10 protein-coding genes and 1 pseudogene are annotated in these 21,971 nt (G+C 43.4%); 1 reads left to right on the forward strand and 10 read right to left on the reverse strand.

Annotation, left to right across the window (positions count from 1 at the left end):
- Positions 1-123 (forward strand): annotated as a pseudogene (locus IM475_RS12065) (IS982 family transposase); the annotation flags it as partial.
- Positions 124-199: 76 nt separating this feature from the next.
- On the opposite strand, the gene IM475_RS12070 reads toward IM475_RS12065, so the two are convergent.
- The 10 genes from IM475_RS12070 to IM475_RS12115 all read right to left on the reverse strand — a co-directional run bounded on the left by IM475_RS12070 (position 200) and on the right by IM475_RS12115 (position 21,828).
- The gene (locus tag IM475_RS12070) at positions 200-979 is read right to left on the reverse strand and encodes a pentapeptide repeat-containing protein (RefSeq protein WP_287727710.1); all 780 of its coding nucleotides are present in this window, start codon (positions 977-979) and stop codon (positions 200-202) included.
- Positions 980-1,575: 596 nt separating this feature from the next.
- A complete protein-coding gene (locus tag IM475_RS12075; RefSeq protein ID WP_287727711.1) occupies positions 1,576-4,674 on the reverse strand; it encodes an efflux RND transporter permease subunit in 3,099 nt (1,032 codons plus the stop codon).
- A gap of 42 nt (positions 4,675-4,716) precedes the next feature.
- Positions 4,717-6,072, reverse strand: coding sequence for an efflux RND transporter periplasmic adaptor subunit (locus tag IM475_RS12080; protein WP_194013288.1), 1,356 nt, complete (start codon positions 6,070-6,072; stop codon positions 4,717-4,719).
- 60 nt (positions 6,073-6,132) lie between these two features.
- Positions 6,133-7,434, reverse strand: a complete 1,302-nt coding sequence (locus IM475_RS12085; protein ID WP_002776862.1) for an MFS transporter — start codon at positions 7,432-7,434, stop codon at positions 6,133-6,135.
- A gap of 48 nt (positions 7,435-7,482) precedes the next feature.
- A complete protein-coding gene (locus IM475_RS12090) occupies positions 7,483-9,114 on the reverse strand; it encodes an FAD-binding oxidoreductase (RefSeq protein WP_287727712.1) in 1,632 nt (543 codons plus the stop codon).
- A gap of 80 nt (positions 9,115-9,194) precedes the next feature.
- Positions 9,195-9,800, reverse strand: a complete 606-nt coding sequence (locus IM475_RS12095) for an isoprenylcysteine carboxyl methyltransferase family protein (RefSeq protein WP_002731647.1) — start codon at positions 9,798-9,800, stop codon at positions 9,195-9,197.
- A gap of 12 nt (positions 9,801-9,812) precedes the next feature.
- Positions 9,813-10,988: a type III polyketide synthase gene (locus tag IM475_RS12100; RefSeq protein WP_193958744.1), complete on the reverse strand. Its 1,176-nt coding sequence runs from the start codon at positions 10,986-10,988 to the stop codon at positions 9,813-9,815.
- Positions 10,989-11,035: 47 nt separating this feature from the next.
- The gene (locus IM475_RS12105) at positions 11,036-12,355 is read right to left on the reverse strand and encodes a flavin-containing monooxygenase (RefSeq protein ID WP_287727713.1); all 1,320 of its coding nucleotides are present in this window, start codon (positions 12,353-12,355) and stop codon (positions 11,036-11,038) included.
- Positions 12,356-12,383: 28 nt separating this feature from the next.
- Positions 12,384-16,346, reverse strand: coding sequence for a beta-ketoacyl synthase N-terminal-like domain-containing protein (locus IM475_RS12110; RefSeq protein WP_287727714.1), 3,963 nt, complete (start codon positions 16,344-16,346; stop codon positions 12,384-12,386).
- A gap of 40 nt (positions 16,347-16,386) precedes the next feature.
- Entirely contained in the window at positions 16,387-21,828 is a 5,442-nt protein-coding gene (locus IM475_RS12115) for a type I polyketide synthase (protein WP_287727715.1), read from the reverse strand.
- Between the last annotated feature and the right edge of the window lie 143 nt (positions 21,829-21,971).

Below are 21,971 nucleotides of genomic sequence, written 5' to 3' on the forward strand. Positions count from 1 at the left end.
CATTCCCGCCACCGCAGCCCTGTTAATTTTTGCGTTAATCTTCTCTGTGGTTTGATTGCTTACTGTCACCAGCCGAAAAAACCCTCCTTGAAGATGGAATGGGCTTTACCCCCCGCTGCTTAACCCGAACTGGGGTTAATTAAGCTTTTCAACATCGATAATGTACCTCTTGCGAACAGGAAACGCTATATATTGACTTTTAAGTAGCAAAACGAGGCCGAAACCAGTCTAGGGGAAAAATATCATCTTCTTGGACGATTTCTGTCCAACCAGTGACACTCTCAAAACAAGTCCCCGTCAAGTTAGCACCCCTCAAGTCCGCTCCCTGTAGATTTACCTCTTGTAAACGCGCTCCCGCTAGATTAGCACCCGCTAAATTGGCCCCGCGTAAATCACTACCGGTCAGACGTGCCTCGCTAAAATTAGCCCTTTCTAAATTGGCCCCCTGAAAGTTCACCTCTTTTAGAAAAGAGCTGCTAAAATTGGCTTCCCTTGCGGAAATCTGACGACATTTAGCCCCACTTAACCGCGCTTCCTGCAAATTGGCCCAATTGAGATTGACTTTATCTAGGGTTGCCTCCAAGAGATTAACTAAGTATAAATTCGCCCCGCATAAATTCGCCCCGCATAAATTCGCCCCCCGGAGATTAGCATGGGAAAGATCCGCCCCACTTAATCGCGAGTTACGCAGGTTAGCCTGTACCATAAAGGCCCCGGTGAGATTGGCTTTGGTTAAGTCCGCTTCCACTAATTGCGCTTGACTTAATTTGGCATAGGTTAAATTCGCCCAATTCAAACTCGCTCCCCGCAGATTTGATTTAGTCAGAAAAGAGCGGCTCAAATTAGTTCCGCGCAAATTGGCCGCAGCAAAATTGACAGCGATTAGAGTCACTTGTTGTAGATCTAGACTCATCAAGTCAATGCCTAAAAAATCCCGTTCTCCTTGTTCGTAGAGTCTTAGTAACTGATTAACTTTCATCTCCCTTCTTCTACTTTAAGATGGTGGTTAAGAAGTAATCAACAAAAGCACCTAAAAACTTTGTCCGATAACTAACTCAGCTTTTAGATAAGAAATTTATCAGGCTCTCTTTTGAGTTTATGTAAAGTTTTTTGTCGATTTTTTAAGAGAAGATAACGCGAACAGCAAGTTAATTTTCATCATAGTTAAGTAGCTTGGCTAAAACAGTTGGACTGGTTTTTCCAATTCTACCCCAGTCCATCGGGTAATTAGTATCTAACACTACTCTTGTTAAAAAACTTATCTATTGTTTAAACTCGATTATATTTAACTCAGCTAATTCTCCGTACTTTCTCGGATCAGGGCGGTAGAGCCGAGATGACTTTCAGGGTATTTTTACCCAAATCATATTAAATCTGGTTATTAAAGACTGATTATTGATTGCCCCTTTTGCCGTTCGGACCTCGGCGTGAGCTTTTGTCGAACGCTGAGCTCACGGCCGAAGCCTATTGCCTATTGCTTTTTGCCGGTCCTGATATGTAGCCTATACTCAACGGATTTAGTATCAATAGAGACGTTGCCTAGCAACGTCTCTACAAAAGTGGTATTTAATCAAGTTACTCAGAAACAGACAGAGGGGAAACCTTTTGGGCTTGAGCGAGATAGTACCATCCCGACGGGACAAATACCAGTGCGCTTAAGGTGGTTCCGACCACCCCGATGGAAATACAGATAGCGAGGGGTTCCCAAAAAGCGCCGCCGTAGAGGAATAATGGCACAAATCCGGTCACGGTGGTTAAGGTAGTGGTGAGAATGTGACGGGTGGAAGCAATGACCACTTCCCGGATTGCCTTGCGTTGGCGTTGAAGATGGGGCGGTAAAGCTTGTAAAGCCGCCACCACGACAATAGAGTCATTAACGGAAACCCCAACTAAGCCGATAGTGCCTAAAATGGACATGAATCCCAAGGGATATTCAAATAACCAGAGGGAAAATAAGGCTAGTCCAATTGAACTAATACCGACGACAGTAACTAGGGCAGCAAGACGGAAGGAGTTAAAAGAAAGAACAAGGGTTGATAGCATTAGAATCGCCAAGACTCCCACACTAGCAATTAGATTAGCCACAGCCGTATCTCTTTCTTCTTCCTCTCCGCCAAATTCGAGCCGATACCCTGCCGGAAGGGAAAATTTGCCCGATTCTAAGTTTTGGCGAAATTCGTCTAAAACCGTTGCAGCGATCGCATCAGCTTGAACATAGGCCTTCACCGTATTAATTCGCTTGCCATTTCGTCGAGGAATCGTGGCTAATTCGGGGAGAAAATCAAATTCTGCCACGGAGGAAAGGGAAATATTCGCCCGTTCAGTAGTGGCGGAATTACCGAGAATATTTAAAGAGGCAATTTGTGGCAGTTGCTCGCGATCGCGATTAGCGACTCGGACTCGTACGGGTAATTCTTCCGTTGCTTCTAAAATCGAGCCACCCACAGAACCTTCTAAAAGGTTATCCAATTGACTTGCGATTGCTGCATTATCCAAACCAATTAGTCGAGCTTTTTCTTCATTAATTTTTAAGGCTAATTTAGCTTGAATTTCACTTAAATCAGCAACAGAATAGGTTATTTCGGGTATTTTTGCCAGTTCTTCCCGTAAGGACTCGCCAATTTTCCTTAACATCTCCAATTCTGAGCCATAAACCCTAATTTCGATCGGGGCGCCCACCGGTGGACCCTGTTCTAGGGGGCTGACTAATACCCTAGCCATCGGTAGAGCTTGACTTAATTGTTTTTGTAAGGTTTCGATCAATTGGGGTTCATCAGAAACTTGCCGAAGTTGAATCAACGCTTGGGCAAAATTAGGAGAGTCTTTGACGCCATCGGAGAGATTATAGTAGAAGGGGGGAGCATTACGCCCTAAAAACCAGTGAACTTCCCCAATTTCTCGATGATCTAGCAGTATTTTTTCAGCTTGAGCCACTTTTACCTGAGTTACTTCTAGGGTTGTGGTGGGGGCCAGTTCGATTTCTAGGGTTAACTGATCTCGTTCTGCCGGGGGAAAGAATTCTTCTGGGAGAGTGCCGGCGACAACAAAGCCAGTAATTGGGATAATCAAGCCAATAACCAGACCTAATACGGGAAAATAGAGAATTAACTTCAAAATTTGGCGATACAAACCCGTTAGGAGCGGTAAATTAATTCCCGTATCCCACCAATGGGTTTTTGTCTGGTGCGAGCGATGAGTCAGTTGATATAAACGTAAACTGAGGACAGGAATAATCGTTAGGGACAAAATTAGAGAACTAACCAAGGCTAAGATCACTGTTTGGGCGATAGTACGCACGAATTCCCCAGTGCCTCCTTGCAAAAGAGCGATCGGCATAAAAGACAAAATCGTGGTTAGGGTAGAAGCTAAGAGGGGAATCCCTAACTGTTTAACGGTTTCAGCAACAATATGTTGGTGAGCTATTCCCGTCCGTAGTCCTTTTTGCAGTTCATCGACAATCACAATAGCGTTATCGATCAAAAGTCCCAAAGCAATGACAATTCCTGTCACCGACATTTGATGTAGGGGAATTTGCCAGAGATTCATACCGGCAAAGACCATCAGGATCGATAAAGGCAAGGATACACTTACTACCAAGGCGGACTGCCATCCCATCATCACAAAAGCTGTCCCCATGACACAGAGTAACCCTAGGATCATGTTGCTGAATAATCCATCGAGTCGGTTAGCCACATAACGATTTTGGGCAAAAATTATCTTGAGGCTCACACCTTGGGGGAGAGAAGGGCGAAACAGGTCTAACTTGGCCTGGGCTGCCGCTGTCCATTCGTCTATGCGTTGCCCCGATTCCATCATAGCGGCCACCACAATAGCGGGTTTACCGTTAATAATGGTTAGTTCTGGTGGTGGTTCTTGAATTCCCTTGGTAACTAGAGCGATATCTCCTAAACGGGTAAATTGTCCCTCATTACTGTAACGAATCGGAATTGCTCGAATCCGAGAGAGTGATTCTAAACTGGTATCGACCTCCAATAATAAATTATTGCGATTACTGCGAAGTTGTCCGGCGGCGACCTTGGCATCACTGGTTTGAATTTGTTGGGCAACTTCGACGGCGGTTAGGCCCAGAGAGGATAATTTCACCGGATCGATTTCGACTAAAATTTCCTCGGCCGGAACCCCGACTAACTCGACCCTTTCGGTTCCCCAAAGGGCTTCTAATTCATCGAACAGTTCTTGGCCAAGTCGGCGTAAAATAGCGTAATTAGGAGCGGTATCTAGATCCCAAAGGATGGCAGTCAATAAACTAAAGGCTTTACTATATCCTTCTTCGTATAAGGGTCTTTGGGCTTCTGGGGGTAGTTGCGGGATGACATCGGTAATCCGATCGCGAATGCGTGACCAGACGGGATCCACATCAGTCACTTCATCTTTAAGTTCAATATTGACCGTGGAACGCCCTAATTCCGAGGAGGACTCAATCAGGCTAATTTCTTTGATGCTAGAGAGAGATTGTTCAATTTTTTCGGTCACTAGGGATTCGACCCGATAAGGACTGGCACCGGGTAAATTGGTGGTAATGGTGGCACCTCGATTAATTGTTTCGGGATCTTCCATGCGCGGCAAAATTTGAAAGGAAGACAATCCCCAGACAATAATCAGAATTAAGGTCAGAATTAGTAATCTAGGTTTACGTTCAAATAAGTTATTCATTGGAGATTATTAGGGATAATAAAGCTGATTAATGACCGCTGACTACCAAATTTCCACCATTTGCCCTGGTACGATGCGGTGAACCCCTTCGACGATCACCCGATCACCGGAGGTGAGAGTCCCGCGCACCAACAAGCGATCGCCTTGAATCGCTAGAACTTCTAAATCTTGGCGTTTGACGGTAAATTGTCGAGGATTATCGGGATTAGCTTCTCCTAGAACATAGGAAGACCATAATCCTCTCGTGCCTTGTACTAAAGCTTCTGTGGGCAACCAATAGCCCGATTGTGGAACCGATTGAGATAATTCTAGGCTGACCACTTGCCCCGGAATCAGGCCCTGAGTCTGATTTAAACTTAAAATAACCGTGGCGGTACGGGTAGTTGGATCAATTTGGGGCAAGGTTGAAGTGACTTGTCCTGTTAATATTTTGTTACCAATTTTTAAACGATGTTTACTCCCAATTGGTAAGTTTTCGGACTGGTCAATGGGAACCCCTATGCGCGCTTCCAGTTTATTACTTTCCACTAAACGAACGATCGGATTACTTGCAGAAACAACAGTGCCAATATTGACGTGAAGGAGGGCAATAGTGCCATCGTAGGGGGCTTGAAGTTGGCTTTTCTCAATCTCTAATTTAATATTCTTCAGTTGGGCATCAAATTGGTCAATAACGGCTTTTTGCAGAGAAATCAATTCGGGACGAGTACCAGCTTTGAGTTCATCTAATTGACTTTGGGCTTCATCAATTCTCGCTTGTTGTGCATTAACATCTGTTTGCACTTCTTCGAGTTGTTCTCTAGTAATTGCCCCTTCTTGATATAATCCTAGCCGTCTTTGGTATTTAGATTGGGCTAAAGCTAATTGTTCCCTGAGATCTCGGACTTTTGCTTGGGCTGCGGCGATACTTTCTTTCCTGGAACCAGCTTGTAATTCTTGCAGTTTAGCCGTGGCTTGCGATCGCTGGGCGATGAGTTCTTGTTTTTGTGCTTCTAAATTGCGTGTATCCAGAGTAGCAATTAAAGTACCTCGGCGTACCTCTTGACCCTCTTGAACCAATAAACTAATTAATTGTCCCGAACGCTCAAATCCTAGTTCACTTGTCCGTTTAGCCACAATATTACCGGTATAACGGCGCGGTTCTTGGTGATGGGTGACAGGACTTAAAGTTAAGGTTCGCACCGGTAAGGCTGCCGTCTTGCTCTTATCGATTGCTAACGAAGCGGTTTCTTCTGAGGTGGTGGATTCAGAGGTGTCTTCTAAGAGGACATTACGCAGGGTAGGATAGGCAAAAACCGAGGTGGCCGCTAGGATACCAGTAATAATTAATCGCCAAGGCAATCGCAGTTTTTTGATGGCAGTTTCTTGCTGTTTAGTGACAGGATTGGGGGAAGTCATAATCTAGTTCCAAATGAGTAGGGTTTTGTCAAGAGTAATAACAGATTAGCGAGGAAAGAACTATTTTTTGATGGCATAAGGCCGTAGGACAAAAGCCGCTGCTAGGGATAATATACCGGCGGACAAAAAGGCAATTTGTACCCCCCAGGGGTTATCAGGAGTTTTCCCGAAAGACAGGATTAATCCTGTTAGAAAAGACCCCGCACCTTGGCTAAATTGAATTAGTAGCCCCCTAGTTCCAAAAAATATTGCTTCTCGTCCCATTCCCTGTTGCTCCGCATCTTGATCGATAATGTCCGATAACATGGCATTCGGCAGACTAAAAAAGCTGGCTAGGGCTAAATTAGCGATGATCGAAAGGATTAACCAGGGAATCAAAGAATCTTGCCACCAAAAACGACCACAGGCCATGGCAATCATACCCAGACCAACCCAGATTAAAGAACCTTGAAAAACCAGTTTTTTGCCATATTTTCGCGCTAAGGGTAGAACTAGGGTAAATCCAGCCAAGGCACTACCGACGATAATAGTATTAATCACGGCGGCAAAACTTACCTCTCGTTTGAGGAGAGCAATTACTAAAAAAGTCGGAATCACCGAGATAATACTAATCACCATCCACGCCAAGATCATGGTGATCATATAGATACAAAAAGTCCGATTGGTAAAAGCCGCCGTTAAGGTGGTTTTAAAGTTAGGATATTTCCCCTTAGAAGGACTATATTCTTCTTTTTCTAGCAAGGGCATAGCTAGAGTAATTAGCCCAATAAGACTAATAGCAATACCCATTCCCTGAAAGCCATAGCTATCAGTTAACCAAGGGGCAATAATCCCACCAATGGTGGCACCAACTAAACCAAAAATTCCGATTTGAGTTGATAATTTAACCCTTCCTTCTGGGCTTTTAGCGAGAGTGGGCAACCAGGCTAAATAGGGAACATGATAGGATGCCATACCCACATAAAACACCCAAAGCATGGTGACTAAATAAATGAAGTAAGTGGTTTGATTTAAGTTATTAGGGGGATTAAACAACAGGATAAAACCACCAATTAAAGGGACTAAACTGGCCAGTATAAATGGTCTTCTTTTGCCCCAAGGACTCCAAAAGCGATCGGAAAAATAACCGACTACTGGCTGCACAAAAGCCCCAGCAATACGGCTAATCATTATCGCTATCCCCACTAAAGCAGAGGGCAATAAAATGGATAAGTTATAGTCATTGGGAATGCCGGGGTCGTAGCGATAGATTAGCATGGTTAGAAGGGCATTATTAACGATAAAGTTACCAAACCAACCAGTGATATAAGGAAGATAATCTATTCGGAGATGTTGCCATTTGCTGGAAGTGCTAGAAGTCATTATAATTGGGGGAGAGATGGGCAGTTAGCAGTAGATTGTTAGGCTTATTTAAAGAAATTCGTAGCGACCGGGTGAGAGAATGCGATGGGGATCCAAGCTGTCTTTAATTTTCTGGATTAAGCAACTATAATCGTCTTGGGCTGCGGGTAAAATATTCATAGAGTGGGTACTAAGACGGTAGGGATAATAGCCTTGATTGATCAATTCTGCCAACATTTCATCGTGACAATTTAAGGCTTTTTGGTCTTCGCCTTCTAGCAATCGATCATAAAAAATGGCAGCATTGATGTTAATATTGCGCTCGGTAACACAGTTAATGCCGATATTGGGTTCATAACCATATTTTTGAGCGATGCTGCTGATAATATTGAGAGCATTTCTGAGATGATTTCCCAGAAAAGGAACAGCGGGAACACACCAAATCATGCCACAGGCATCCAGGTCTAAATTCAACCTATCGGTGGGGGGCGTTTTTTTGCGCCAATAGGCCATCTTCAGCACTTTTTCGGTAATCATTCCTCGTTGGGGATTTTTGTGATAAATTAAATCCACCTTGTCCTTAATTTCCACACCAGTAAATACTTTAAAAATGGGACTCATTTTGCTGGCCATTTTGAACTTATTTTCATCAAAAAACATAAGTTTATTGACAATTCCTTTCAAGGCTTTTTCAATTAGGTTTCTTTCAACTTTTCCCTGTTCTGGTGAAGCCGAATATAAAGCACCTTCTCCTATCCAAACACCGCCACCCCATTGATGACTTAATTGTTCTAATAAATCGGGGGGTAAAGGGGTTTTTTCTTGGCATTCCTGCCAGGGATATTGTTGTTGAATAGACAACATTCGGTAGTTATTATTAATGTGGAAGGTGGTTTTAATTACCCCTGCCATTTTCAGTTGACGTAGTTTATCGATCAATAACTCTAATTTATTTTCCTGATCGATGCTATAGAAAAAAGCCTGAAAATATTCAGGATAGGGGGTTAACCAAAAAGTCATTTTGGTGACGATTCCCAGGTTAGATTGGGTAAAAATTCCATCAAAATAAGGACCGACTCCCCAACGATTGACCGCCCCTATTTGGGAATTTTCAAAGCGATTAAATCCCGTATGAACACATTCACCGGTGGGCAAAACTACTTCCATTCCACAGACATGATTAAAGCGATCGCCCAAAGGTCCTTTGGCTTCACCTCGTTCGAGAATATTGCCAATAATACTAGAATCAGGAGTCGAACCGGTGACACTCATTAATAATTTATTGCCATTTTTTTGCAAAAAATCGTAGAGTTGTCGCTGAGTAACACCGGCTTCAATAGTTACATAAGCTAGGGTTTCATTATAATCCAAAATCTGATTTAATCGACTCAAATCCATTAAAACCGAACCAGTGCGGCTAGGAACTCGCGAACCATAACCCCAATTTTTACCTGTACTAATAGGATAGACAGGGGTTTGATAGCGATTAGCAATTTTTAGAGATTCTTGGACTTCTTGACGATTACCCGGGCGAATAATTGCCGGGATTTTAGCATGGGTTTCGTAGGTAGCGGTCTCGGCTTCTAGGCGTTTTTTGTTATCGGTGCTGACATATTCGGAGCCTAATAAATTTTCCCATTCTTGTAGAGCGTTAGTTAAATTGTCGCTAATAATATTTTCGGAAACAATTAGAGAGTCCATAGTATTTTTTTTCTCCTTGAAATTCAGGTATGAAGGGTAATTAAAGGGCCGTAGGGAACCGGCCCTGCTATCCGTGGCAATTAACTTTTAAGCGGTTGCTGTTTGCGAGAGAAAATTGCGCTAAAACTAGGAATAAAACGGGGAGTATTGGCGAAAACTGCTTGATAATTGGTGTCTTGACTCAAAGCTTCTTCTTCAGCTGGAATGCGTTGGATTAATAACCAAGCATTCAGGAGACTAAAGACTATAGATGTCAGATAAGCGGTATGAAACAAGGGAACCACCGCTAATTCCGTGATCATGGCCCACCAGTTAGGATGACGGATATATTGATAAATGCCATTGTCGATCACGGGTGTCTGAGGAACCGTGACCACCTGATGAATCCAGCGATCGCCCAAGGCTTCAATGGAGGCATAGCGGAGCTTTTGAGCTAAAAAAGTAGTAATTAGGGAAAATAAAGCCAATGCTGGAATAAAAGGTCGATCGAGCAGATAAACTTCCCCGATCATGCAAAGCATCCAGCTAGATTGGAAAATCTTGACGAATCCCACATAATTAGAACTATGCAGTTTGCCACCTTCCGCTAAGACTTTGGCCATATTCTGTTTACTCAGACGAGTAACGCGCACTCGTTGGACAATAATGTAACTAATCAGGGCAATGAAAACTATTTGGCTTAACATCCTTAAATATCCTTAGAATTGAACTAAAATGGCTTCTTGAGCAAATCCAGGCCCCATGGAAATTATTAATCCGTAGGAACCCGTGGGAGGATGGGGACGGGAAAGGGTTTCATCGAGAATGCAGAGGATAGTAGCAGAGGCAATATTGCCAATTTCTGCCAAAATATCCCAACTAACCTGTAAAACATCCGGTTCTAACTGAAATTCTTCAACTATTGCATCGAGAATCTTTGGACCCCCCGGATGCACCATCCAACAGACAATTTCCTCGAGGGAAACTCCTGTTTTTTCCAGTAAAGATGTCACCGCTTTTCTCACCCCACCCTTGACGTAATCAGAGACTTCTGGGCGAAGAATTTGGCGAAAACCGTAGTCTGTTAAAGGTAATGCCATTAAATGCTCTGTGTGGGGCATTAACAGCGATTGAGTGCCGATAATCTTCAGTTTTGCTTTACCTTGCTTGACTAAGGGATGTTCATCTCCCGCTAAGAGAACCGTGCCGACTCCATCGCCAAATAAAGCCGCTACCACAAGGGTCATAATGATATTGCTATATTGAGACGGATCTTCGGGTAATTGTCCCAATAATTCCGTTAAATCGCTATGAATTGACCCTTGCCAAAGGCCAGAGGAGGGATCGGTGGTAAACAAAATCGCTGCTTCGGTGGGATGTCCTTGCAGATAATCGTTTACTCTGGCTAATCCTTGGGCGCCTCCCAAACAGCCGACACCGGATAACGCTTGCCGCTTGATATCGAGGGAAAAATCTAGACGATTGAGGAGTAAACTTTCTAGGGAGGGAACGGAAGGAAGAACAGTAACGGAAGTAACTAGGGAGATTTCTTTGGGAGAAAGAGCGGCTTTTTTGAGCAAATTAGTTACTGTCGATGTTACTAAATCCATAGTTAGATCGACCATTTGACGAAAGGGTTGGGCGATTCCGGGAGGATTATCGGCATCGAATTCATCTAGGGGAATAGTGAAGTATCGCCCTTGAATTTTGACATTACTGAAAAAACGATGAATTTGTTCTAAATCAAAAAAGGTTTGTTCCTGGAAGTCGAGATGATTTTCTCGGCAATAATCTTGAAGAAGATTAGCACAATGATTTCTGATATTGACTTCTAGAACCTCTTGGGGATAGTAATGTTCTGGAAAACCAGTAGCTGTCTCAATAATGTAGGGCATTGGAGTTAAGAGAGAGGGATTTCAGGGGGTAAATTATGGTGGGAGATTTAAGCCAGTAATCGGCGAGCTAATCCTTGGGCTTGGCGTATATAACCTAATTTGTCAATCACTAAGGAGTGAGTACCGCTATGGTGTTTATTGTCGGTGCTTAAATTGGAGCTAATTTGACGTTTTAGCTTTTCAAATTTATAGACAAACCGGGATTTTTTATCCTGAGCTTGTAGATAAGCGGCCACTAAATTACTTTGTTCTTCAAATACTCGCCAGTGGGTGCCAGTGGGATGAACCATTCCGATGACAAACAGGTTATTTTCCTCTGGGTGAAAAACATTCATATAGAGGTTAGGCTGGGTGGTTTCTTCTTGCCAATTTAAATCAGATTTGTCAATAAAAGAAAATTCAATTTTGTAACCAGTGGCGTAGATAATCAGATCAATTTCTTCTGTACTGCCATCGGCAAAAATAACATTCTTTCCGTCTAATTCTTGGATATTAGGCTTATGGGTGACATCTCCATGCACATAATAACGATAGATTTGTTGGTCACTATTGGGAATAATTAGACCGTTACTTTTACAATCTGTAGGAATATTGAGTTTTTTGAGATTAACTCCTTGTAAGAATAGAGCTATTGGTGATAATAAAGCCATCATTTTCATGTGTTCTTGGGCTGGAATTAGATTCATGATTGGCGTGTTAATCATCACCCATTCTGGGGGCAAACCGAACAAAAATTTCGGCATACAGAGAAAGCCACGGCGGGTACTATGGAAAGTTTTACTGCCATTGATAGCCGCTTCGACGACTAAATCCATGGCTGATTGTCCCGCTCCAACTACTAGGACTTTTTTAGCATTTAGTTGAGCGGGATTATCATAATCTTTTGAATGGATAATTTCCCCGTCAAAATGCCCAGAAAATTGAGGAATATTCGGTTTACTATGATAACCACTAGCGATTAAAACCCCTCGGTATCGTCTGGTTTCTTGGTTGCTAAGGGTGACATCCCAAAAGTTACCCACCTTTTTTACTTTCTCCACGCTGAGATTAAATTCCATGAAATCATAGAGATTGAAATGAGCGGCATAATTGCGAAGATATTCATAGACTAACCGATGATTGGGATAATCTGGGTAATCTTTTGGCATGGGAAAATCGGAAAAAGGTTGTGTGGTTTTATGACCAATCAGATGTGTATTTTTATACATTGGACTATCGGGACGATCATAAATCCAAATACCCCCAACATCCTGGGCAGATTCGATAACATTAAAGGGAATTTTGGCTTTGCTTAAGGCTCTAGCCGCCGCTAATCCTGCGGCACCAGCCCCAATAATACAGTATTGCTCTTTGTAATCTAAAGTCATGATTTTTCTCCCTTGAATAATTGGTTGATTAGGCAGTCATTTGTTCAGGAAACTCTCGTAAACTTTGGCAAATTATTTTCATAATTTTTTCCGTATGTTGATTGATAAAGAAATGTCCTCCCGGTAAGGTATGCAGGACAAAATCTTGATTGGTTTGCAGTTGCCATTGTTGTAATTGATCGGCAGAAACCTTGGCATCGTTGTGGCCTCCAAAAACGGTAATAGGACAATTTAATGGTTGACCTTGTTGATAAGAATAGGTCTCTAGGAGTTTGAAATCTGCTCGTAAAATTGGCAAAAAAGCCGCCATTAAATCGGGATTTTTGAGGAGAGTTTCTGGGGTTCCTTGAAAATGACCTAAAGCTGTTAAAAATTGCTCATCTCCCAGACGATGAATGGGTAAATCAGGATTGACAATTTGAGGCGCTCGAAATCCAGACATAAATAAATGTTGGGGTAGATTTTGCCGAGTTTTAGCTAATTCTCTGGTTAATTCAAAACTGATTAAAGAACCCATGCTATGACCAAAAAAAGCATAAGGTTGGTCTAAATAGGGAGTCAGAATCGGAATGAGACGATTAATCAGGGATTTTAGCGATGTAATCGCAGTTTCCTGAAGACGCGTTTCGCGTCCGGGTAGTTGAATCGCCCACAATTCCACTTGCTTGGGGCAGTAATTCAGCCAATTTTGGAATACGGAGGCACTCCCACCGGCGTAGGGAAAACAAAATAGACGAATGCTGGCGTTAGGATTAGCTTGTTTGCGAATTAGCCAAAGTTTCGGATCATTAGAGATATTTTCGGCTTTAGTCGTCTTGATTGGTTTTTTCTGTTTTGAGGGGAGAGGAGTTTTATTGCTAGTTGCAGTTTGGGAATTTTGGGTGATTAAGTTGAATATTTGCGGTAAAAACTGCTCAATACTCAATCCCGCTAGGTATTCCACGGGAACAATAATTTTTAAATCCTCCTCTAGTTGACGTCGTAATTGACTGGACATGAGAGAATCTAAGCCTAAACTAGAGAGCGGTTGCTTGGTATGTAGCTTGACCACGGATAAACCAGTAATCTGTTCTAAAACACCGATAATGTAGGTTTCTAGTTGTTTAAGCTGTTTCTCTGCGGGTGTGGCCAAAAGAGAGTCAAGGGTAATTAGATGACCAGAAGATGATGCGGTGGTGGTTTTGACAACTTCCGGCGGTTGCGGCGGTGTTTCTAGGAGATATTTCGACAATTCAGGCAATAATTGCGCTTCTTCTGGGGTCAAGTCGCCTGTTTTTAGCCAATAACTACTTCTTTCAAAGCTGTAAGTCGGTAAGATACAGGGTTTACTGTCTTGATTGGCCGTTATCTCTTGCCAATTCAGGGCGAATCCCCGCAGATAAAGCTGACTGACACTCTCGAGAATCTGTTGTCGGTCAGAGGTTTGACGACGCAAACTGGGCAACCAAAGACAAGAATAATTTTTATCCAGTAGGCTGCCCATGCCCGATAAAACGGGATGGGAGCCGCATTCGACAAATAGCTCATAACCGTTGTCCAGTAAGGTTTTTATCCCATCGGCAAAGCGAACAGAACACCGGAGATGACGACACCAATAATCGGGAGTAGTGACCTCAAAATTGACTAACTTGCCATTAAGGTTAGAAATTAAGGCTCGTTGAGGGGGATGATAGGTGATAGTTTCAGCAATTTGTCGGAACTCGTCTAAAATCTCCTCCATCAGAGGGGAATGAAAGGCTTGAGAGACATTTAACCGGGTAATTTTCAGATTTTTGACCTGAAGCTGTTTTACCAGGGTTTCTATGGTCTCTGCAGCACCAGACAGGACAATATTATCCTGACCATTAATAGCGGCAATAGCGACCTGAGATTGATAGGGGGCAATTAAAGGACTAATTTCAGCTTCACTAGCCGAGATAACGACCATTGAACCACTTTTTCCCACAGAATCCATCAATTTAGCCCGATAGAAGACTAATTTTAAGGCATCTTCTAAACTAAAGACTCCAGCAACACAGGCGGCCACATATTCCCCTAAACTATGACCCATAACCCCATGGGGGGTAATTCCCCAGGATTCCCAGAGTTTAAAAAGGGCGTATTCGAGAGCAAATAGGGCAGGTTGGCTGTAAAAAGTTTGATTGAGATGATTTTCTTGGTCAATAATCTCCGTTAGGCAATAGTCCCCATATTGACGGAGAATCTCAGCACAGCGATCGAGTGTTTGACGAAATAGAGGATAACATTGGTATAGTTCCCTTCCCATACCGGGGTATTGAGAACCCTGTCCCGGAAAGAGAAAGGCAATTTTTGCCCGATTTTTGCCATTAAATTCACTTTTTTGGCGAAAAGAACTGGGTTCACCTTGAACGAAAGCGGCTAATTTTTCTTGAAGTTGGCAGTGACTAGAGACAATACAGGTGAAACGATGGGGTAATTGGGAGCGACTGCGATTGCTAGTAGCACAAATAGAGCTTAAAGCCACATTTTTCGCATTTTCTAGGTAATTTGCGTATTTTTGGGCTAGTTTGATTAAAGCCGATTCAGTCTTGGCTGAGAGGGTGAACAGATAGGGCGATGAATCAGGTGCCGCAGTCGTTTGAGGTTCGTAAGGGTATTCTTCGAGAATAATATGGGCATTAGTGCCATTTAAGCCAAAAGAACTAACTCCAGCTAAACGAGCAGAATTTTCACTAACCCATTCACGGTTTTTAGTCGGAACTTTCAGCGGCTGATTTTCCCAGTCTAGATGGGGTGTCGGTTGCTGGAAGTGGAGATGGGGGGCAATTTGTCGATGTTGCAAGCATAAAATCACTTTCATCAGTCCGGCAATACCAGCGGCCGCTTCTAGATGGCCGATATTGGTTTTGACGGAACCAACCCAAACAGGTTGGGGATTTTTAGCAAAAACTGTCGATAATGCACCTAATTCAATGGGATCGCCCAAAGAAGTGCCAGTTCCATGGGCTTCAATATAGCTAATGTCCTCTGGCTTTACCTGAGCATTTTTTAAAGCTTGACGAATCAATTGTTCTTGACTAAGTTGATTGGGAACTGTTAAACCGCTACTCGTACCACCATGGTTAACGGCCGAACCTTTAATTAGTCCTAAAATCAAGTTATTATCCCGAATAGCCGCAGATAAAGACTTTAAAACTATAATACCGCCGCCTTCTCCCCGCACATAGCCATTCGCTGTTCTATCAAAGGTTTTACAACGACCGTCAGGAGACAACATCTGGGCGCGGGATTCCATGATAGTAACGAAGGGGGTTAACATTAGGTTGACCCCCCCAGCTAGGGCAACTTCACACTCGTTATTGCGTAAACTTTGGCAAGCTAAATGAACAGCGACTAAAGAGGAGGCACAAGCAGTATCAACCGTTAAAGTTGGGCCATGAAATCCAAAAAGATAGGATAAACGTCCCGAAGCTACACTTTTAGCATTTCCCGTTCCCGTATAGGCATCAATCAGATCGGGATGATGGCTAAAATGGGAGTAATCTTGAGTCATCATGCCGATAAATACCCCCGTTTGACTTCCTCGCCGATTTAAGGGTGATATTCCCGCATTTTCCAGAGCTTCCCAGGCTAGTTCCAGCAGTAATCGCTGTTGCGGATCCATTTGTGCCACCTCCCGGGGAGAAAGACCAAAAAAATCAGCGTCAAATTGATCTATCGGTTGATTTAAGAAGCCACCGTGACGGGTATAGACTTTTCCCCTTGCATCGGGCTTAGGATCGTAATAATTGTCAATATTCCAGCGTTGCGGCGGAATTTCGCTGATGGCATCGGTTCCTGATTGCAATAATTCCCAAAAAGTTTCCGGTGAATTAGCTCCCTGGGGAAAGCGACAGGACATACCAATAATTGCAATTGGTTCATTCTTAGCTTTTTCTAGGGTATGTAGCTTAGTTTTTAAGACCTTAATTTGATTTAAGGCATCTTTTATTAAGCTCATTTGATCAGTTTTGGCAGGTGTTTGTGTCATGGTAAACAGGTTATTTAGATAGGGTTTGAGGTCTGCTTTTCTAACTTAAGGAATTTAACTCCTGTAGCAGTAAATCGGACAATTCTTCTAGGGATAAATCTTCTTCGTTGAGGGGATCAAGATTGCTATCTTGATTTGCTCCTATTGCTAAGGGTTTTAAACTAAAGTCAAGGTCAATAACTTCAGCTACCAGATAATCGACCAAACTGGTCACTGTTGGGTATTTAAAAGTGATAGTTGCCGCCAAAGATTTACCTAAATCCTTGGCTAAACGATTGCGTAATTCCACCGTCATTAAAGAATCCATCCCCAACTCAAAAAAACCTTGGTCAACTTGGGTAAATTCTCTAGCCGGAATAGCGAGAATTTCCGCTACAATCCCTTGAACATGAGCAGTCAAAGCCGCAAAACGCTCCTCAATTGGTACTGTCCTTAAGACATCAATAAAATTATTGTCTGGGGTTAATTTTGGGGCTGAAAAACTTTGGAAATCTCGTAATAAAGGCGGAATTTTTTGATTCTCGAAACTGTTAAAAAAGCTATTCCAATTGAGAGAAGCGACAGTTACCTGTGTCCGAGAAGTCGTCAGCAATGTTTCGAGGAGATGTAAACATTTTTGGGGATCAAGAGGGGTAAAACCCTGTTTAATTAGCCTTTTTTTCGCTTTTTCGCCTAAATTTTCGGCCATACCACCCTCTGCCCAGGGTCCCCAATTAATAGTCAGGGCCGGCAGTCCTTGCGCTTGACGATAATGAGCTAGACTATCTAAAAAGGCATTAGCACTAGCATAATTACTCTGTCCAGAAGACCCTAACACCGAGGCCATCGAGGAAAAATTAATAAACCAGTCTAAATCCACTTCTTGACTGAGGAGATGCAAATTCCAAGCGCCGAGTATTTTGGGGGAAAAGACGCGCTCAAATTTCTCCCAAGTCTGTTTGGATAAGCTGGCATCCTCTAACACCCCGGCCGTGTGAATAATGCCTTTTAAGGGGGGTAACTGTTGCTCGATTATCTCAAAAGCCCGACGCATTTGGCCAAAGTCGCTAACGTCGGCGGCAAAAACTTCTACATTGGTTCCCTCTTGTCGCCATTGGTCTATAATTGGTTGGGTTTCTGGAGTTATTCCCCGGCGACTCAGTAAGACGAGGGATTTTGCTCCTTTTTTCCTTAACCAATTAGCCACTTGCTGCCCTAAGGCCCCTAGACCACCAGTAATAAGATAGGTGGCATTTTCGGCAATTTCTCGGTTTTTTAGCGACGATTTCGGGATAAATCGCCCTAAACGAGCCACATAGCTCTGGCCTTGCCGCCAAACGATTTGATTTTCCTCCTCCGAACTTTGTAAAGATTGGAACACCTCTAGGGCTAAGGTGTGGCTATCCTGAAATTTATCTCCATCTAGACACAGACAGCGCAATTCTGGGTGTTCTAGGGCAATAGTCCGTCCTAATCCCCAGAGGGAACTTTGGGCAAGGGCAATCACTGTGGGCTGAGAAGGAATGTATTGAGCCGATTGGGTGACAATATAGAGGCGAGGAGAGTAATTAACCTCTATTTTGCCTAGTTCTTGCACTATTTCCAGCAAAGTTCCACAAATTCGCTCCTGAGTGACGGCTAGGTTTTGATTATTTTCTAAAGCTTGGTCGTCATCGATTCCCCAGAGATAAATTAGACCTTGATAGGGTTTTTTGAGGAAATATTGCCAAGTCTGGCGATTGTTTTCGGTGATAAGTTGGCATCTATGCCCTTGTTGCGCCAATTTTTCGGCTAATTGTTGCCCCACTCCCTTTTTGTCAGCAAAAATTAACCAATCTCCTGTTTCTGTCCAATCCATTCCCGTCAAGTCCGTGGCTTGCCAAGTAATTTCGTATAAACTATCCTTGAGGTCGTTGGTCTGGGAAAAGAGGGTTTCTGGCCGGGCTTGTTGAAAAGTTAATCCGTCAATTTGGCTAATTAATTGACCCGATTCGCTGAAAATAGTCAAATCAGCGATTAAGATGCCGTTTTGCAAATTGCTATGGCTGAAGCGACCATGACAGTATATAGAGGTGTCCTTAACTCCCGAAAAGGTCAATCGGTCAATATTAGTGGGAAGATAGGTGCTATTCCCTGCGGGAAATAGTGCCGACATAGCGTGAAAGCAACCATCAAGTAAGACAGGATGTAGCTGGTAATCCACCGCTTGCGAGAGTAGATGGGAAGAAAGTTGAATTTTTGCGACAATTTCGGACTGATTGCGGTAAAGTTCCTGGATAACTCGAAAACTTTCCCCGTAGTTCACTCCTTTACTTAAACAGTCCTGATAATGCTGTGCAATTTCGATTTTTTGGTGACAACGGTTCCGGATATCTGTCCAATTGCAGCTGGGTAAGTCCTGGTTTTCATTGGTTAAATTACCGGATAGATGCAGTAGGGAAACTTCCCCTTCCCCAAGACTGAGAATCTGAAATTGTCCCCCCGCTAGTAAGCTTAACTGTACCTTTTTACTCTGGTTGTCTGAGAAAATTAAGGGTCGATTCAGACTCAATTGACCAATAGTAAACTGCTGATTGGGATATTGTTGACCGGCTGCCACTATAATCATCTCTAGATAGGCCGCGGCTGGGAAAACTACCTGGCCAAAAACTTGATGTTCTTGCAGATAGCTCGGAGAGCAGGGAGAAAGAGAGGATTGATAGTGGACATCCTTTGACCCCAATAGATGCAGCGGTTGCTGTAGGAGAGGGTGGAAAGCTGCCGCTGTCGGGGTTTTTAGCTGAGAATCAATGTAATCTAACCAATAGCGTTTTCTTTGGAAGGGATAGGTCGGTAAGGGGATTTTTTCGCGTAAATAATCCAGGTCGAATCCATTCCAGTCAATTTTGACCCCTTTTACATAAAGGGTCGCTAAACTTTGGAGCAGGGTTTCCCAATTCGACTGTTTTGGGGATAAACTAGCTAACCAGAGACCTTGGTCGGGGAGATTTTGCTGACCTAGGCTAATTAAGGTGGTTTTGGCACCAATTTCTAGGAATATTTCCGTATTTAACTCTCCTAATCTTTCTATACCCCGGGCAAACTCTACGGGAGACAGTAGATGATTAACCCAATATTGGGAAGTTGCTATCTCTGCATCGATAACATCCCCAGTCAGGTTAGAAATAAGGGGAAGACGTGGGGAATTATAGGTGATAGTTTCGGCAATCTTGGCAAATTCTCCCACCATACCCGTCATTAAGGGAGAATGGAAAGCATGGGAAACCGCTAAAGTCTGACTTTCAATGCCTCTCTGATTAAAGTTAGCGATTAAATGGTTAATAGCCTCAGTTTCACCAGAAATGACCGTATTTTCTCGACTATTGACCGCAGCAATGGTACAGATGCCCCTAATCTTCCTGAGATGATTGGTCACGGTGTCGGAATCGGTAAAAATTGCCGCCATTATGCCGTTTTTCGGTAATGTCTGCATTAAGCGTCCCCGATGGGCAATTAACTTCAAACCGTCTTCTAAGCTAAAGACTCCCGCTAAACAAGCGGCCACATATTCCCCTAAACTATGACCGATGAGAGCATCGGGTTTCACTCCCCAAGATAACCAGAGTTGGGCGAGGGCATATTCCAGAGAAAATAGGGTAATTTGACTGTAAAAAGTCTGATTAATCAACTGACTGGTTTTTTCGTCCCCATATAACACTTGCAGTAAGGATTTCACCCCATAGCTCCGTAAAATTTCGTCACATTTCTCTAAAGTTTGGCGAAAAGTCGGTTGCGTTTCGTAGAGTTCCCTCGCCATTCCGGGATACTGTGAACCCTGTCCCGTACACATAAAAGCCAGTTTAGGGGCTTTTTTCGAGGTTAAAAGACTTTTTTGACCTGAAAAGCGATTTTCACCCCTAATAAAGTCTTTTAAAGCTTGCTCAAGCTGTTTTTGAGCCAGAAAGGGAATAGCTAAACGATGCTCAAAATGCGATCGCCCAGTATTAGCGGTATAGGCCAGATTTGCCATGACCGTCTGGGAATTTTGACCTAAAAAATCGTAGTAGCGTTGAGCTAATTCCCGTAAGGCTGGCTCACTTTTCGCCGAAAGGGTAATTAAATGACAAGGACGTTCTAAATGAGGTTTTTCGTCACCAAGCCGCTCAAAATTGCTTTCCTCAACGATTAAATGGACGTTAGTGCCACTCATCCCAAAAGCGCTCACTCCAGCCCGTCGGACTCCTTCTCTGACCAACCAAGGGGTAAGAGTGGTGGGGATTTTGACCGGCAGTTTTTCCCAGGGAATATAGGGATTAGGGTTCTTAAAATGAAGATTAGGGGCTATTTGCTGATTTTGTAGCTGTAAAACTGTCTTAATTAACGCCGCAATTCCCGCAGCTCCTTCCAGATGCCCCATATTAGTTTTCACGGTTCCCAAAATCAGGGGATTATCTTGGCTATGACCCTGGCCATAAATTTTCCCTAAGGATAAAACCTCGATGGGATCTCCTAAAGATGTACCTGTACCGTGAACTTCGACGTATTGCAGATCTTTAGGTTGAATTTTCGCTCTTTCGAGGGCTTGTCTGAGTAAAGCTTCCTGTGCCTGACCATTGGGGGCGGTTAAGCCATTACTTTTTCCATCGTGATTGACAGCCGAACCGCGAATTTGGGCGAAAATAAGATTGCCATCTCGGAGAGCATCACTGAGACGTTTTAAGACCACGACACCGCAACCTTCGCCGCGACCATAACCATCGGCCGAAGCATCAAAGGTTTTACTGCGACCCTGGGGAGAAACGGCTTTTAATTTACAATTACTAATCGCAGTGGCCGGGGTTAACATCAGATTCACCCCCCCCGCTAAAGCGAGATTGCATTCTTGGCCGCGCAGACTTTGACAGGCCAAATGTACTGCCAAGAGGGAGGAAGAACAGGCCGTATCAATTTGCAGAGTCGGACCGTGAAACCCAAATAGATAAGAGATTCTGCCGACGGCAATAGCGCGACTGGTTCCTAAACTGTTGTAAGCATCAATGTGATTGACTACGCCTTGATGAAAACATAATTGGGCATAATCATCGCGAAAAATGCCCATAAATACGCCAGTTTGACTATTAATCAAACTTTCTGGCGCAATAGCCCCATTTTCTAGGGACTCCCAACAGACTTCTAACAGTAACCGTTGTTGCGGATCCATGGCGGCGGCTTCCCGAGGTGAGATGCCGAAGAAAGCCGGGTCAAATTCGTCAACTTTGTCTAAAAATGCCCCTTCCCGACTATACATTTTTCCCGGAACATCGGCATCTTGGTGATAATAATCGGCAATATTCCAACGTTCTAGGGGAATTTCTGTTACTGCATCGATGCCATTAACCAATAACTGCCAATAACTTGCGGAATCATTGACTCCTGCGGGAAAACGACAGCCCATACCCACAATAGCGATGGGTTCGGTTTGCGCTTTGACCATTGCATCGAGGTGTTTGTATTGTTCTAAAAAAGCTTGTTTTTGTTGATTCATCTTCCTAACAACTCTTGTCTTGTTATGTCACGTCACTTTCATCTCAGGTTATGCTTGGGAAAAAGTCACGGATAAGCGGGAAAAACCTTGATACTGTCGGGATGGGAAAATTTAGTAGCATAGTCACAATTGTCCCCGTGACT

This window comes from Microcystis sp. M061S2 (assembly GCF_020245605.1).
In the GTDB taxonomy this organism is placed as follows: Bacteria; Cyanobacteriota; Cyanobacteriia; order Cyanobacteriales; family Microcystaceae; genus Microcystis.